Consider the following 13,959-nt stretch of genomic DNA (forward strand, 5'->3'; position numbering starts at 1 on the left):
GGTCAGCGATCTTGTCGGGGTGACCCTCGGTCACGGACTCCGAGGTGAACAGGCGACGGGACACAACGCTCCCTGTGGTTGCAGCGGCTGCTGGCTGATCATTGGCGGACGGTCGGGAGCTGCGCCCGGCGTCGTCCGTGGACAGTTTATCGGTCGCACCCCGCCGCGGGGCCACTGTCTCGCCTCTCGGAAGCGCTGTGACCTGCGGCACGGGAAAACCGCGACTCGGCGGACCGTCCCCGCCAGGCTGCCACAGGATGCCGCGAAGCGGCCGCTGAGCCGTGTGAAGTGCGGGCGACAATCACCCGAAGCGACGCGCCACGAGGTCCCACACCGTCTCGGCGAGGGCCTCCTTGGGTCCGTACGGGACGGGGGTCTCGCTGCCGTCGGCGCCCAGCACCACGGCCTCGTTCTCCTCGGAGCCGAAGGTCCTGCGTTCCCCGACCTCGTTCACGACGAGGAGGTCGCAGCCCTTGCGGCGCAGCTTGGTGCGTCCGTTGGCGAGTACGTCGTCCGTCTCGGCGGCGAAGCCGACGACGACCTGACCTGCGCGGGCCCGGTCCGCGGAGATCTCCGCGAGGACGTCCGGGTTGCGGACGAGGACGATCGGCTCGGGCTCCTCGCCGTCCTTCTTCTTGATCTTTCCGGTCGCGTAGGCCGACGGACGGAAGTCGGCGACCGCCGCGGCCATCACGACGGCGTCCGCGTCAGGCGCCGCCTTGAGCACCGCCTCGCGGAGCTGGACGGCCGTCCCCACCCGCACCACGTCGACACCGGCGGGGTCGGGCAGCCCGGTGTTCGCCGCGATGAGCGTGACGCGGGCGCCCCGCGCCGCCGCCGTACGGGCGAGCGCGTACCCCTGCTTGCCGGAGGAGCGGTTGCCGAGGAAGCGGACCGGGTCCAGCGGTTCTCGAGTGCCGCCCGCGCTGACGACGACGTGGCGCCCGGCGAGATCGGGGGCGGTGACGCCCCGGGCGAGCACCCGTCGGCAGACCTCGAAGATCTCCGCGGGGTCGGGCAGCCGGCCCTTGCCGGTGTCCACCCCGGTCAGCCGGCCCACGGCGGGGTCGATCACGACGGCGCCCCGGTCACGCAGGGTGGCCACGTTCGCCCGTGTCGCCGGGTGCTCCCACATCTCCGTGTGCATGGCGGGCGCGAAGACGACCGGGCACCGGGCGGTGAGCAGCGTGTTGGTCAGCAGGTCGTCGGCCATGCCGTGGGCGGCCTTCGCCAGCATGTCCGCGGTGGCGGGCGCGACGACGACCAGGTCGGCCTCCTGCCCGATGCGCACGTGCGGCACCTCGTGCACGTCCGACCAGACCTCGGTCGACACGGGATGGCCGGAGAGCGCGGACCAGGTCGCCTCCCCGACGAAGTGCAGCGCGGCCGCGGTCGGCACGACGCGCACGTCGTGGCCCGACTCGGTCAGCCGGCGCAGCAGCTCACAGGCCTTGTACGCGGCGATGCCGCCGCTGACCCCCAGCACGACCTTCGGCTTGTCCACCGTCTCTCCCCGCACTCGGAAAACGTACGACTCCATGACACACCACAGGCCCGGCGGTCGCGCCGCCGGGCCTGTGGTGAAGGGATCGAGAGGACTACTGGGCGGGGCCCTCGACGGCCTCCGAGGTCAGCAGACCCGCGTTGATCTCGCGCAGCGCGATCGACAGGGGCTTCTCGTGGACGTGCGTGTCGACGAGGGGACCCACGTACTCGAGGAGTCCCTCACCGAGCTGCGAGTAGTAAGCGTTGATCTGACGGGCACGCTTCGCGGCGTAGATCACGAGGCTGTACTTCGAGTCGGTCGCCTCGAGGAGCTCGTCGATCGGAGGGTTGATGATGCCCTCGGGCGCGGTCATGGAAGAGGACACGCTCTGCCTTCCGAAAAGTGGAAACTGACCTGACAGTGACCTGAAAGATCAAACAACTGCCACCAAGGCTAGCAGCTCGCGCGCCACGTCCTCGACGGAGGTGTTGACCAGGGTCATGTCGAACTCCGGCTCGGCGGCCAGTTCGATCCTGGCCGCCTCCAGGCGGCGCGTGATCACCTCGGGCGGTTCGGTGCCCCGCCCGGTGAGCCTGCGCACCAGCTCCTCCCAGGAGGGGGGAGCCAGGAACACCAGCATCGCGTCCGACATGGACTCGCGGACCTGCCGGGCACCCTGGAGGTCGATCTCCAGGAGGACCGGCTCGCCCGACTCCAGCCGTTCGAGCACGGCCGTGCGCGGAGTCCCGTAGCGGTTTCCCGCGAACTCCGCCCATTCGAGCAGTTCGCCGTTGGCGATCAGCTTGTCCATCTCCTCGTCGGTGACGAAGAAGTAGTGGACGCCGTGCTTCTCCCCGGGGCGCGGTCTGCGGGTCGTCGCCGACACCGAGAGCCACAGCTCGGGGTGTGCCTTGCGCATATGAGCGACGACCGTGCTCTTGCCGACCCCGGAAGGGCCGGAGAGCACGGTCAGCCGCGGACGTGAATCCGGGGGCACGGGGGTCGTCCCCCGGGATGTTGCAGCCATGCAGCGATTATCCAGGTTCTCAGGGGTGCCCGAGAACGTCAGGCGGCGCCGCCGCCGAACTCGCGCTCGAGAGACGCGATCTGGTTGGAGCCGAGACCACGCACACGGCGGCTCTCGGAGATCCCGAGTCGCTCCATGATCTGCTTGGCGCGGACCTTGCCCACGCCCGGCAGGGATTCCAGGAGAGCGGAGACCTTCATCTTGCCGATGACGTCGTTCTCCTGACCCTGCTTGATGACCTCGTGGAGGGAGGCGCCGGAGTGCTTGAGTCGATTCTTGACCTCGGCCCGCTCCCGGCGAGCCGCGGCGGCCTTTTCGAGCGCGGCTGCGCGCTGTTCAGGGGTAAGGGGCGGAAGAGCCACGCCTACGTCACCTCGGATGTCGAACTGTCGGATACGGACCGGTGCGGAACCTATTCGCCCCACACCTGGTGAGCAACGAACAACTCTCTTGCCCGTTCACTCTCGTCGGAGACTAGCGGGCAAGTAGGCCGGAGTCAGCGAGAACAGCGGAAAAGTCCTGGTCAGCCTCCGTCGAGCCAGACATTGAGGACAAAACGTCACGGATTTGAGGATGTATCCAGAGCCGGGACGTCCGCAGGGCACCCGCGGGAGCCGTCAGACCGCGGCCACGGCCGCCCTGATCTGCTCGGCGAAGCGGTCCGCCGACGCGCGCAGGGACGCGGCGTCGGGACCGTGACGCAGAACACCCCGGCTCACGTTGGGCACCACGTGGCCCACGGCCGCGCCGAACACCCGCGGGAGATCGGCCGGGGTCGCGCCCTGGGCGCCGATGCCGGGCGCGAGGAGCGGACCGTTGATCGCGAGGTCGTACGAGGACAGATCGCCGAGCGTGGCGCCGACGACGGCCCCGAAGGAGCCCATGGGGCCCTCTCCGGCGTTCTCCCGCGCCAGGTGCGCCAGCATCCGCGCGCCGACGTTCGGGCCGCCGTCGTCCCCGGGGCGCACCGAGTGCTGCACCTCCGCGCCCTCCGGGTTGGAGGTGAGCGCGAGGACGAAGAGACCCGCCCCGCTCTCGCGCGCCAGCTCCACCGCCGGCCTCAGCGAGCCGTAGCCGAGATAGGGCGACACGGTCAGCGCGTCCGAGAACAGCGGCGCGTCCTTGTGCAGGAAGGTCTCGGCGTACGCCGCCATCGTCGAGCCGATGTCCCCGCGCTTGGCGTCCATGACGACCAGCGCCCCGGCCGCCCGCGCCTCCTCCACCGACTTCTCCAGTACGGCGACACCGCGCGAGCCGAAGCGCTCGAAGAACGCGCTCTGCGGCTTGAGCACCGCGACCCGGTCGGCCAGCGCCTCGACGACCGTGCGGCTGAACCGCTCCAGACCGGCGACGTCGTCGTTCAGGCCCCAGTCGGCGAGCAGGGAGGCGTGCGGGTCGATGCCGACGCACAGCGGGCCGCGCTCGTCCATGGCCCGGCGCAGCCGGGTGCCGAAGGGTTCCAGGACACTCATGCCGTCTTCTTCCTCACGTCGGCGCCGACCGCGTCGGCGAGGGTGGCGTACGGGCTCGTCCGCAGGCGGGCCGCGAGGCCCTTGTGGATGGCGCGGCCCCAGAAGGGACCCTCGTAGATGAAGGCGCTGTAGCCCTGGACGAGGGTGGCGCCGGCCAGGATGCGCTGCCAGGCGTCCTCGGCGTTCTCGACGCCGCCGACGCCCACGAGGGTGATCCGGTCCCCCACGCGCGCGTAGAGGCGGCGCAGGACCTCCAGGGAGCGTGCCTTGAGCGGCGCCCCGGAGAGTCCGCCGGTCTCCTGGACCAGGGCCGCGTCGGACGTCAGGCCGAGGCCCTCGCGCGCGATGGTGGTGTTCGTCGCGATGATCCCGTCCAGGCCCAGCTCGACGGCGAGGTCGGCGACGGCGTCGACGTCCTCGTCGGCCAGGTCGGGGGCGATCTTGACCAGCAGGGGGACGCGGCGGGTGGTCACCGTCCGGTCGGCTGCCTCGCGGACCGCGGTGAGCAGCGGCCGCAGGGAGTCGGTGGCCTGGAGGTTGCGCAGCCCCGGGGTGTTCGGGGAGCTGACGTTCACGACGAGGTAGTCGGCGTGCGCGGCCAGCCGCTCGGTCGACTTCACGTAGTCGGCGGCGGCCTCGTCCTCGGGGACGACCTTGGTCTTGCCGATGTTGACGCCGACCACGGTCCGGAAGACGGGTGTGCGCTCGGCGAGCCGGCGGGCGACCGCGGCGGAGCCCTCGTTGTTGAAGCCCATCCGGTTGATGAGCGCCCGGTCGGGGACCAGGCGGAACAGCCGCTGCTTGGGGTTGCCGGGCTGCGGCTCCCCCGTGACGGTGCCGATCTCGACGTGGTCGAAGCCGAGCATCGACATGCCGTCGACGGCGACCGCGTTCTTGTCGAAGCCGGCGGCGAGCCCGAACGGACCGTGCATCCGCAGCCCGAAGGCCTCGGTCCGCAGCTCCTCGTGGCGCGGGGCGAGGAGGGCGGCGACGAAGGTCCGCAGGACGGGCACGCGCGCGGCGAGCCGGATCCAGCGGAAGGCCAGGTGGTGGGCCTGCTCCGGGTCCATCCGGTGGAAGACGAGCCGGAAGAAGAGCTTGTACATGTTCACTGTGTCCTCACGCAGCCTCATCCAGAGGCCTCATACAGAGGGGGACACCGTTTCCGGTGTCCCCCTGGGGGCTGCTAGTCGCGGGCCGCGGTCAGATGCTCGGCGTGTTCCTGGAGCGAGCGCACTCCCACGTCCCCGTGGTTGAGGGCGTCGATGCCCTGGACGGCGGCCGCGAGCGCCTGGACCGTCGTGAGGCAGGGTACGGAGCGGGCCACGGCCGCCGTGCGGATGTCGTAGCCGTCGAGGCGGCCGCCGGTGCCGTACGGCGTGTTGACGATGAGGTCGACCTCGCCCTCGTGGATGAGCTGGACGATCGTCTTCTCGCCGTTCGGGCCCTCGCCCTCGCTCTGCTTGCGCACGACCGCGGCGTTGATGCCGTTGCGCCGGAGCACCTCGGCCGTGCCGGAGGTGGCGAGGAGTTCGAAGCCGTGGGCGACCAGCTCGCGCGCCGGGAAGATCATCGAGCGCTTGTCGCGGTTGGCGACGGAGATGAACGCGCGGCCCTTGGTCGGCAGCGGGCCGTAGGCGCCCGCCTGGGACTTGGCGTACGCCGTCCCGAACATCGAGTCGATGCCCATGACCTCGCCGGTGGAGCGCATCTCCGGACCGAGCACGGTGTCGACGCCGCGGCCGTGGATGTCGCGGAAGCGCGACCACGGCATGACGGCCTCCTTGACGGAGATCGGCGCGTCGAGCGGCAGGGTGCCGCCGTCGCCGTTGGCGGGGAGCAGCCCCTCGGCCCGCAGTTCGGCGACGGTGGCGCCGAGCGAGATGCGGGCGGCGGCCTTCGCGAGCGGCACCGCGGTCGCCTTCGAGGTGAAGGGGACGGTGCGCGAGGCGCGCGGGTTGGCCTCCAGGACGTAGAGGATGTCGCCGGCCATCGCGAACTGGATGTTGATCAGTCCGCGCACGCCGACGCCCTTGGCGATGGCCTCGGTGGAGGCCCGCAGGCGCTTGATGTCGAACCCGCCGAGGGTGATCGGCGGCAGGGCGCACGCCGAGTCGCCGGAGTGGATGCCGGCCTCCTCGATGTGCTCCATGACTCCGCCGAGGTACAGCTCCTGCCCGTCGTACAGCGCGTCGACGTCGATCTCGATCGCGTCGTCGAGGAAGCGGTCGACGAGCACCGGCCGGGACGGGCTGATCTCGGTCGACTCCGCGATGTACGAGGCGAGCCGCGTCTCGTCGTACACGATCTCCATGCCGCGTCCGCCGAGGACGTACGACGGCCGGACGAGGACCGGGTAGCCGATCTCGTCGGCGATGGCCTTGGCGCCGGCGAACGTCGTGGCGGTGCCGTGCTTGGGCGCGGGCAGTCCGGCCTCGGCGAGGACCTGCCCGAAGGCGCCGCGGTCCTCGGCGGCGTGGATCGCCTCCGGCGAGGTGCCGACCACGGGGACGCCGTTGTCCTTGAGCGCCTGGGCCAGCCCGAGCGGGGTCTGGCCGCCGAGCTGCACGATCACTCCGGCGAGCGGTCCGGCCAGCGACTCCGCGTGCACGATCTCCAGCACGTCCTCGAGCGTCAGCGGCTCGAAGTACAGGCGGTCGGAGGTGTCGTAGTCGGTGGAGACGGTCTCCGGGTTGCAGTTGACCATCACGGTCTCGTAGCCCGCGTCGCTCAGCGCGAAGGAGGCGTGGACGCAGGAGTAGTCGAACTCGATGCCCTGGCCGATGCGGTTCGGGCCGGAGCCGAGGATGATCACGGCCGGCTTGGTCCGGGGCGCGACCTCGCTCTCCTCGTCGTACGAGGAGTAGAAGTACGGGGTCTTCGCCGCGAACTCGGCGGCGCAGGTGTCGACGGTCTTGTAGACCGGGCGGACGCCCAGCGCGTGGCGTACCTCGCGGACGACGTCCTCGCGCAGCCCGCGGATCTCGCCGATCTGGACGTCGGAGAAGCCGTGCCGCTTGGCCAGTGCGAGCAGCGAGGGGTCGAGCTTGTCGGCGGCGGCCAGCTCGTCGGCGATCTCCTTGATCAGGAAGAGCTGGTCGACGAACCACGGGTCGATCTTCGTGGACTCGAAGACCTCCTCGGGGGTGGCACCCGCCCGGATGGCCTGCATGACGGAGTTGATGCGCCCGTCGGTCGGACGGACCGCCTCGCGCAGCAGCTCGGCCTTGTCGCCGGGCTCGCCGACGAACGTGAACTGGCTGCCCTTGCGCTCCAGCGACCGCAGCGCCTTCTGCAGCGCCTCGGTGAAGTTGCGGCCGATCGCCATGGCCTCGCCGACCGACTTCATGGTCGTGGTGAGGGTGGAGTCGGCGGAGGGGAACTTCTCGAAGGCGAACCGCGGGGCCTTCACGACGACGTAGTCGAGCGTCGGCTCGAAGGACGCCGGGGTCTTCTCGGTGATGTCGTTCGGGATCTCGTCGAGCGTGTAGCCGACGGCCAGCTTGGCGGCGATCTTGGCGATCGGGAAGCCGGTGGCCTTCGACGCGAGGGCCGAGGAGCGCGAGACCCGCGGGTTCATCTCGATGACGATGATGCGGCCGTCGTCGGGGTTGACGGCGAACTGGATGTTGCAGCCGCCGGTGTCGACGCCGACCTCGCGGATGATCGCGATGCCGATGTCGCGCAGGCGCTGGTACTCGCGGTCGGTGAGCGTCATCGAGGGCGCCACGGTGATCGAGTCGCCGGTGTGGACGCCCATCGGGTCGAAGTTCTCGATGGAGCAGACGACCACGACGTTGTCGTGCTTGTCGCGCATCAGCTCCAGCTCGTACTCCTTCCAGCCGAGGATGGACTCCTCCAGGAGCACCTCGGTGGTCGGGGAGAGCGTGAGGCCCTGGCCGGCGATGCGGCGCAGTTCCTCCTCATCGTGCGCGAAGCCGGAGCCCGCGCCGCCCATGGTGAAGGAGGGGCGGACGACGACGGGGTAGCCGCCGAGGGTGTCGACGCCCGCGATCACGTCGTCCATGCTGTGGCAGATCACCGAGCGGGCGGACTCGCCGTGCCCGATCTTCTCGCGGACGGCCTCGACGACGCCCTTGAAGAGGTCGCGGTCCTCGCCCTTGTTGATCGCCTCGACGTTGGCGCCGATCAGCTCGACGCCGTACTTCTCCAGCACACCCTGCTCGTGCATGGAGATCGCGGTGTTGAGCGCGGTCTGGCCGCCGAGGGTGGGCAGCAGGGTGTCCGGCCGCTCCTTGGCGATGATCTTCTCGACGAACTCGGGGGTGATCGGCTCGACGTACGTGGCGTCGGCGATCTCCGGGTCGGTCATGATCGTCGCGGGGTTGGAGTTGACCAGGATCACCCGCAGGCCCTCGGCCTTGAGGACGCGGCAGGCCTGGGTGCCGGAGTAGTCGAACTCGGCGGCCTGGCCGATCACGATCGGGCCGGAGCCGATGACGAGGACGGACTGGATGTCGGAGCGCTTAGGCACGCTGGCCCTCCATCAGGGATACGAAGCGGTCGAACAGGTAGGCGGCGTCGTGCGGGCCCGCGGCCGCTTCGGGGTGGTACTGCACGCTGAAGGCGGGCCGGTCGAGGAGCTGGAGTCCTTCGACGACCTGGTCGTTCAGGCAGACGTGGGACACCTCGGCCCGCCCGTAGGGGGTGTCGGAGACCCGGTCGAGCGGCGCGTCGACGGCGAAGCCGTGGTTGTGCGCGGTGACCTCGACCTTGCCCGTCGTACGGTCCTGGACGGGCTGGTTGATCCCGCGGTGGCCGTACTTCAGCTTGTAGGTGCCGAAGCCGAGGGCGCGGCCGAGGATCTGGTTGCCGAAGCAGATGCCGAAGAGCGGGGTGCTGCGGGCGAGCACTTCGCGCATGACCGCGACGGGGCCGTCGGCGGTCGCCGGGTCGCCGGGTCCGTTGGAGAAGAACACGCCGTCCGGGGCGACCGCGAAGACGTCCTCTGCCGTGGCCGTGGCGGGCAGCACGTGCACCTCGATGCCGCGTTCGGCCATCCGGTGCGGCGTCATGCCCTTGATGCCGAGGTCGACGGCCGCGACGGTGAACTTCTTCTCGCCGATCGCGGGGACGACGTACGCCTCCTTGGTGGCGACCTCCTCGTAGAGGCTGGCGCCCTTCATCTCGGGGGCCTGGCGCACCTCGGCCAGCATGGTGCCGTCGTCGGGCAGCGCGTTGCCGGAGAAGATGCCGACGCGCATGGCGCCGCGCTCGCGCAGGTGCCTGGTGAGGGCGCGGGTGTCGATGCCGGAGATGCCGACCACGCCCTGCGCGACGAGCTCGTCGTCCAGCGAGCGCCTGGAGCGCCAGTTGGAGGGCACGCGCGCGGGGTCCCGTACGACGTACCCGGCGACCCAGATGCGCCCGGACTCCGGGTCGTCGTCGTTGACCCCGGTGTTGCCCACGTGGGGGGCGGTCATCACGACGACCTGGCGGTGGTACGACGGGTCGGTGAGGGTCTCCTGGTAGCCGGTCATGCCGGTGGAGAACACCGCTTCGCCGAAGGTCACCCCCACGGCCCCGTAGGCACGGCCGCGGAAGGTCCGGCCGTCCTCCAGGACGAGTACGGCGGGAGGCGCCTCTTTCCGCTGCGAGGCGTTCCCCTGCTGGGAGGTGGTCATCGTGCGCCTTCCGTCTTGTTGATCATGTGGTTCAGGGTGTCGACCCATTCGTTGTGCTCGGCCGCCCGGTCGGAGCGGAAGCCGGAGTCGATCAGCCGGTCCCCGTGCTCCCAGGTGACGACCAGGAGGCCGCCCTCGGTGAGGACCTTGCCGGCGATGCCCTTGTCGAGGCGGGCCTCGCGCAGCCGGTCGGCGGGGACGAAGAAGTCGGCCGCCCCGGGGCGTACGACGTCCAGTCCCGCGTCCGTGAGTGTGAGCTCGACCCGGCTGCGGGTGCCCAGGCCGTGCGCCACGATGCGGTCGAGCCACTGCCCCGCGGTGGTGGAGCCGTGGTACCGGCCGCTCATCGCCAGTCTCGCGGCGCCGGGCTCACTCGGCACGACGGGCAGCTCGGGCAGGTCGCCCTGGAGGGTGCCGCGCCACTTCCAGCCCTCGCGCATCAGCCAGTAGACGAGCGCGACGAACAGGGCGAGGCCGACGAGCCAGCCGACGCGGGCGGCCCAGTCGGTCACTTCCGCGGACTTCTGTTCCGCGGCGAGGACGATGAATGAGGTCACGCGAGCTTCCCGTCGACGAGGGTGGCCTTGCCCCGGAGCCACGTGTGCGTGACACGCCCCGGCAGCTCACGACCCTCGTACGGAGTGTTGCGGCTGCGCGATGCGAAGCCCGCGGGGTCCACGGCTCCACGGTATGCGGTGTCGACCAGGGTGAGGTTGGCGGGCTCGCCTGCCGAGACGGGGCGGCCGTGGCCTGTGGCGCCGCCGATCGCGGCGGGCCTGGCGGACATGCGGTCCGCGACCCCTGCCCAGTCCAGCAGTCCGGTCTCGACCATCGTCTGCTGGACGACGGACAGCGCGGTCTCCAGGCCGACCATGCCCATGGCGGCCGCGGCCCACTCGCAGTCCTTGTCCTCGTGCGGGTGCGGCGCGTGGTCGGTCGCGACGATGTCGATCGTGCCGTCGGCGAGGGCCTCGCGCAGCGCCAGCACGTCCCGCTCGGTGCGCAGCGGCGGGTTGACCTTGTAGACCGGGTTGTACGTGCGCACCAGCTCGTCCGTGAGGAGCAGGTGGTGCGGGGTGACCTCGGCGGTGACGTCGATGCCGCGGGACTTGGCCCAGCGCACGATCTCCACCGAGCCGGCCGTGGAGAGGTGGCAGATGTGGACGCGGGAGCCGACGTGCTCGGCGAGCAGCACGTCCCGGGCGATGATCGACTCCTCGGCCACCGCGGGCCAGCCGCCGAGACCCAGCTCCGCCGAGACCACGCCCTCGTTCATCTGGGCGCCCTCGGTGAGGCGGGGCTCCTGGGCGTGCTGGGCGACGACGCCGCCGAAGGCCTTCACGTACTCCAGCGCGCGGCGCATGATCACCGCGTCGTCGACGCACTTGCCGTCGTCGGAGAAGACCGTGACGCCGGCCGCGGACTCGTGCATCGCGCCCAGCTCGGCGAGCTGCCTGCCCTCCAGGCCGACGGTGACGGCGCCGATGGGCTGCACGTCGCAGTAGCCGTGCTCCCGGCCGAGCCGGTAGACCTGCTCGACCACTCCGGCGGTGTCGGCGACCGGGAAGGTGTTGGCCATGGCGAACACGGCCGTGAATCCGCCGCTCGCGGCGGCGCGGGTGCCGGTCAGCACGGTCTCGGAGTCCTCGCGGCCCGGCTCGCGCAGATGCGTGTGCAGGTCGACCAGGCCCGGCAGCAGCACCTTGCCGTCGGCCTCGACGACCTCGGCGCCCTCGGCGGACAGGCCGGTGCCGACCGCCTCGATCACCTCGCCGTCGACCAGGACGTCCTGCGGCTCGCCCCCGAGCACCTTCGCACCACGGATAAGGATCTTGCCCATGTTCTTACTTCTCCTCGGTACGGGTGTGGGTGACGGCGGGCTCGTTGCCGCCCAGGAGCAGGTAGAGCACGGCCATCCGGATGGAGACGCCGTTGGCGACCTGCTCGACCGCCGTGCAGCGGTCGGAGTCGGCGACCTCGGCGGTGATCTCCATGCCGCGGACCATCGGGCCGGGGTGCATCACGATCGCGTGCTCGGGCATCTTCGCCATGCGGTCGCCGTCGAGGCCGTAGCGCCGCGAGTACTCGCGCTCGGTGGGGAAGAACGCAGCGTTCATCCGCTCGCGCTGGACGCGCAGCAGCATGACGGCGTCGGACTTGGACAGCGTGCCGTCGAGGTCGTACGCGACCTCGCAGGGCCAGCTCTCCACGCCCACCGGCACCAGGGTGGGCGGGGCGACGAGGGTGACCTCGGCGCCGAGGGTGTGCAGCAGGTCGACGTTCGAGCGGGCGACCCGGCTGTGCAGGATGTCGCCGACCAGCGTGATGCGCTTGCCGGCGAGGTCCTGCCCGAGGCCCGCGTCCCTGCCGACGAGCCGGCGGCGCATGGTGAACGCGTCGAGCAGGGCCTGCGTCGGGTGCTGGTGGGTGCCGTCGCCCGCGTTGATCACGGCGGCGTCGATCCAGCCGGAGGTCGCGAGCCGGTACGGGGCCCCGGAGGCGCCGTGGCGGATGACGACGGCGTCGACGCCCATCGCCTCGAGGGTCTGGGCGGTGTCCTTCAGGGACTCGCCCTTGGAGACGCTCGATCCCTTGGCGGTGAAGTTGATGACGTCCGCGGAGAGGCGCTTCTCGGCGGCCTCGAAGGAGATCCGGGTACGGGTCGAGTCCTCGAAGAAGAGGTTGACGACGGTGCGGCCGCGCAGGGTCGGCAGTTTCTTGATCGGCCGGTCGGCGACCCGTGCCATCTCCTCGGCGGTGTCGAGGATCAGGACGGCGTCGTCGCGGGTGAGGTCGGCGGCCGAGATGAGATGACGCTGCATCTGTCAGGCTCCGTAAGGCAGTCAGTTCGGGAGACGGGGGTCCGGGGCGTCCCGGAGGGCACGGTCGGGCGCGCGGGCGTGCAGGGGCGCACTCAAGGGGCGTACGACTGGCTCGTACGCCGGTGAGTGGGCGCTACTCCCCGCCCGGGGAGGTTCGCTTCGCACCGAGCAGCACGGTGTCGCGACCGTCCTCCTCGGCGAGCTGGACCTTGACCGTCTCCCGCAGCGACGTGGGGAGGTTCTTGCCGACGTAGTCGGCGCGGATGGGCAGTTCGCGGTGGCCGCGGTCGACGAGCACCGCGAGCTGCACGGCGCGCGGACGGCCGATGTCGTTCAGCGCGTCGAGGGCGGCCCGGATGGTGCGGCCGGAGAAGAGCACGTCGTCGACGAGGACGACCAGCCGGCCGTCGATGCCGTCACCGGGGATGTCGGTGCGTGCCAGCGCCCGCGGCGGGTGCATGCGCAGGTCGTCGCGGTACATGGTGATGTCGAGGGAGCCGACCGGGATCGCGCGCTCGGTGATCTCCTGGAGCTTGGCGGCGAGCCGCTGGGCCAGGAAGACGCCTCTGGTCGGGATGCCGAGGAGCACCACGTCGTCGGCACCCTTGGCGCGCTCGACGATCTCGTGGGCGATGCGGGTCAGGACCCGCGCGATGTCGGGGCCTTCGAGAACGGGCCGCGCATCGGACTCGTACTGCTGGTTCTGCTGTTCGGTGTCCATACGAAACGGACCTCCTTCTCCGCCTCACGGGACGGACCTTAAAGGACGTCGGATTTGCGCCATCCACGCTACCAGCCCCGCAACGCCCCTGATCACCCCCCTGGTCCCAGCCGCCTCCCCGCCGGTCCCGAAGGGGGTCGGGGCCCTCCGGCTTGACGAGGCAGAGTCACGCTGCGTAACCTCACAGTGAGTCACCAGCCGCGCGGCCGAGCCGCACGTCGACACAGGTCCGGGGAGCTATATGTCCAGCGAATACGCCAAACAGCTCGGGGCCAAGCTCCGCGCCATCCGTACCCAGCAGGGCCTTTCCCTCCACGGCGTCGAGGAGAAGTCCCAGGGCCGCTGGAAGGCGGTCGTGGTCGGTTCGTACGAGCGCGGCGACCGCGCCGTGACCGTTCAGCGCCTTGCCGAGCTGGCGGACTTCTACGGCGTGCCGGTCCAGGAGCTGCTCCCGGGCACCACGCCGGGCGGGGCCGCCGAGCCGCCGCCGAAGCTGGTCCTCGACCTGGAGCGGCTGGCCCACGTGCCGGCCGAGAAGGCGGGCCCCCTCCAGCGCTACGCGGCGACGATCCAGTCCCAGCGCGGCGACTACAACGGCAAGGTGCTGTCGATCCGCCAGGACGACCTGCGCACCCTCGCCGTCATCTACGACCAGTCGCCCTCGGTCCTCACCGAGCAGCTCATCAGCTGGGGCGTGCTGGACGCGGACGCCCGCCGCGCGGTGGCCCACGACGAGGGCTGACCCGCACCAGCACTGAGAAGAAACGTGCCGCCGGGGCGGCCGGG

Annotated in this window: 13 protein-coding genes, 1 tRNA gene and 1 pseudogene; 2 read left to right on the forward strand and 13 right to left on the reverse strand. The window is 70.8% G+C overall.

Going from position 1 to position 13,959, the window contains the following annotated elements; translation table 11 throughout:
- The 3 genes from IE265_RS39190 to rpoZ form a co-directional block, all read right to left on the reverse strand.
- Nucleotides 1–64 (reverse strand): S-adenosylmethionine synthetase N-terminal domain-containing protein (locus IE265_RS39190; protein WP_308434842.1); only part of this gene is annotated, 64 nt, incomplete at its 3' end.
- A 237-nt stretch (nucleotides 65–301) separates the two neighbouring features.
- Nucleotides 302–1,504, reverse strand: coding sequence for a bifunctional phosphopantothenoylcysteine decarboxylase/phosphopantothenate--cysteine ligase CoaBC (gene coaBC / locus IE265_RS37575; protein WP_190040293.1), 1,203 nt, complete (start codon nucleotides 1,502–1,504; stop codon nucleotides 302–304).
- A 94-nt stretch (nucleotides 1,505–1,598) separates the two neighbouring features.
- The gene (rpoZ, locus tag IE265_RS37580) at nucleotides 1,599–1,871 is read right to left on the reverse strand and encodes a DNA-directed RNA polymerase subunit omega (protein WP_093658262.1); all 273 of its coding nucleotides are present in this window, start codon (nucleotides 1,869–1,871) and stop codon (nucleotides 1,599–1,601) included.
- A gap of 96 nt (nucleotides 1,872–1,967) precedes the next feature.
- On the opposite strand from rpoZ, the gene IE265_RS37585 reads away from it, so the two are divergent.
- Nucleotides 1,968–2,032 (forward strand) — tRNA-OTHER (locus IE265_RS37585).
- Here the strand turns inward: IE265_RS37585 and gmk are convergent.
- From gmk to pyrR, 10 genes and pseudogenes are all read right to left on the reverse strand, one after another.
- Nucleotides 1,992–2,513 (reverse strand): annotated as a pseudogene (gene gmk / locus IE265_RS39440) (guanylate kinase); the annotation flags it as partial. The gene IE265_RS37585 and the pseudogene gmk sit on opposite strands and share 41 nt — an antisense overlap.
- 38 nt (nucleotides 2,514–2,551) lie before the next feature.
- On the reverse strand, nucleotides 2,552–2,875 hold the full coding sequence (locus IE265_RS37595; RefSeq protein WP_005319887.1) for an integration host factor: 324 nt from the start codon (nucleotides 2,873–2,875) through the stop codon (nucleotides 2,552–2,554).
- Nucleotides 2,876–3,130: 255 nt separating this feature from the next.
- A complete protein-coding gene (gene pyrF / locus IE265_RS37600) occupies nucleotides 3,131–3,985 on the reverse strand; it encodes an orotidine-5'-phosphate decarboxylase (protein WP_190040294.1) in 855 nt (284 codons plus the stop codon).
- Nucleotides 3,982–5,091, reverse strand: a complete 1,110-nt coding sequence (locus IE265_RS37605; RefSeq protein WP_190040301.1) for a quinone-dependent dihydroorotate dehydrogenase — start codon at nucleotides 5,089–5,091, stop codon at nucleotides 3,982–3,984. Before IE265_RS37605 ends, pyrF begins: the two co-directional genes overlap by 4 nt.
- Nucleotides 5,092–5,171: 80 nt before the next feature.
- Complete coding sequence (carB, locus tag IE265_RS37610; protein WP_190040295.1) at nucleotides 5,172–8,480, reverse strand: carbamoyl-phosphate synthase large subunit; 3,309 nt, start codon at nucleotides 8,478–8,480, stop codon at nucleotides 5,172–5,174.
- Nucleotides 8,473–9,630: a glutamine-hydrolyzing carbamoyl-phosphate synthase small subunit gene (gene carA / locus IE265_RS37615; RefSeq protein ID WP_190040296.1), complete on the reverse strand. Its 1,158-nt coding sequence runs from the start codon at nucleotides 9,628–9,630 to the stop codon at nucleotides 8,473–8,475. Before carA ends, carB begins: the two co-directional genes overlap by 8 nt.
- Nucleotides 9,627–10,187 (reverse strand): PH-like domain-containing protein, encoded by a 561-nt coding sequence (locus tag IE265_RS37620; RefSeq protein WP_190040297.1) that lies wholly within the window; start codon nucleotides 10,185–10,187, stop codon nucleotides 9,627–9,629. Before IE265_RS37620 ends, carA begins: the two co-directional genes overlap by 4 nt.
- On the reverse strand, nucleotides 10,184–11,470 hold the full coding sequence (locus IE265_RS37625) for a dihydroorotase (RefSeq protein WP_190040298.1): 1,287 nt from the start codon (nucleotides 11,468–11,470) through the stop codon (nucleotides 10,184–10,186). The genes IE265_RS37620 and IE265_RS37625 overlap by 4 nt, the downstream gene beginning before the upstream one ends.
- A 4-nt stretch (nucleotides 11,471–11,474) precedes the next feature.
- Complete coding sequence (locus IE265_RS37630) at nucleotides 11,475–12,452, reverse strand: aspartate carbamoyltransferase catalytic subunit (RefSeq protein WP_190040299.1); 978 nt, start codon at nucleotides 12,450–12,452, stop codon at nucleotides 11,475–11,477.
- Nucleotides 12,453–12,585: 133 nt separating this feature from the next.
- Nucleotides 12,586–13,173, reverse strand: a complete 588-nt coding sequence (pyrR, locus tag IE265_RS37635) for a bifunctional pyr operon transcriptional regulator/uracil phosphoribosyltransferase PyrR (protein WP_190040300.1) — start codon at nucleotides 13,171–13,173, stop codon at nucleotides 12,586–12,588.
- Nucleotides 13,174–13,414: 241 nt separating this feature from the next.
- On the opposite strand from pyrR, the gene bldD reads away from it, so the two are divergent.
- A complete protein-coding gene (gene bldD, locus IE265_RS37640; protein WP_037621142.1) occupies nucleotides 13,415–13,915 on the forward strand; it encodes a transcriptional regulator BldD in 501 nt (166 codons plus the stop codon).
- Nucleotides 13,916–13,959 lie beyond the last annotated feature (44 nt).

The organism is Streptomyces fructofermentans (assembly GCF_014651055.1).
In the GTDB taxonomy this organism is placed as follows: Bacteria; Actinomycetota; Actinomycetes; order Streptomycetales; family Streptomycetaceae; genus Streptomyces; species Streptomyces fructofermentans.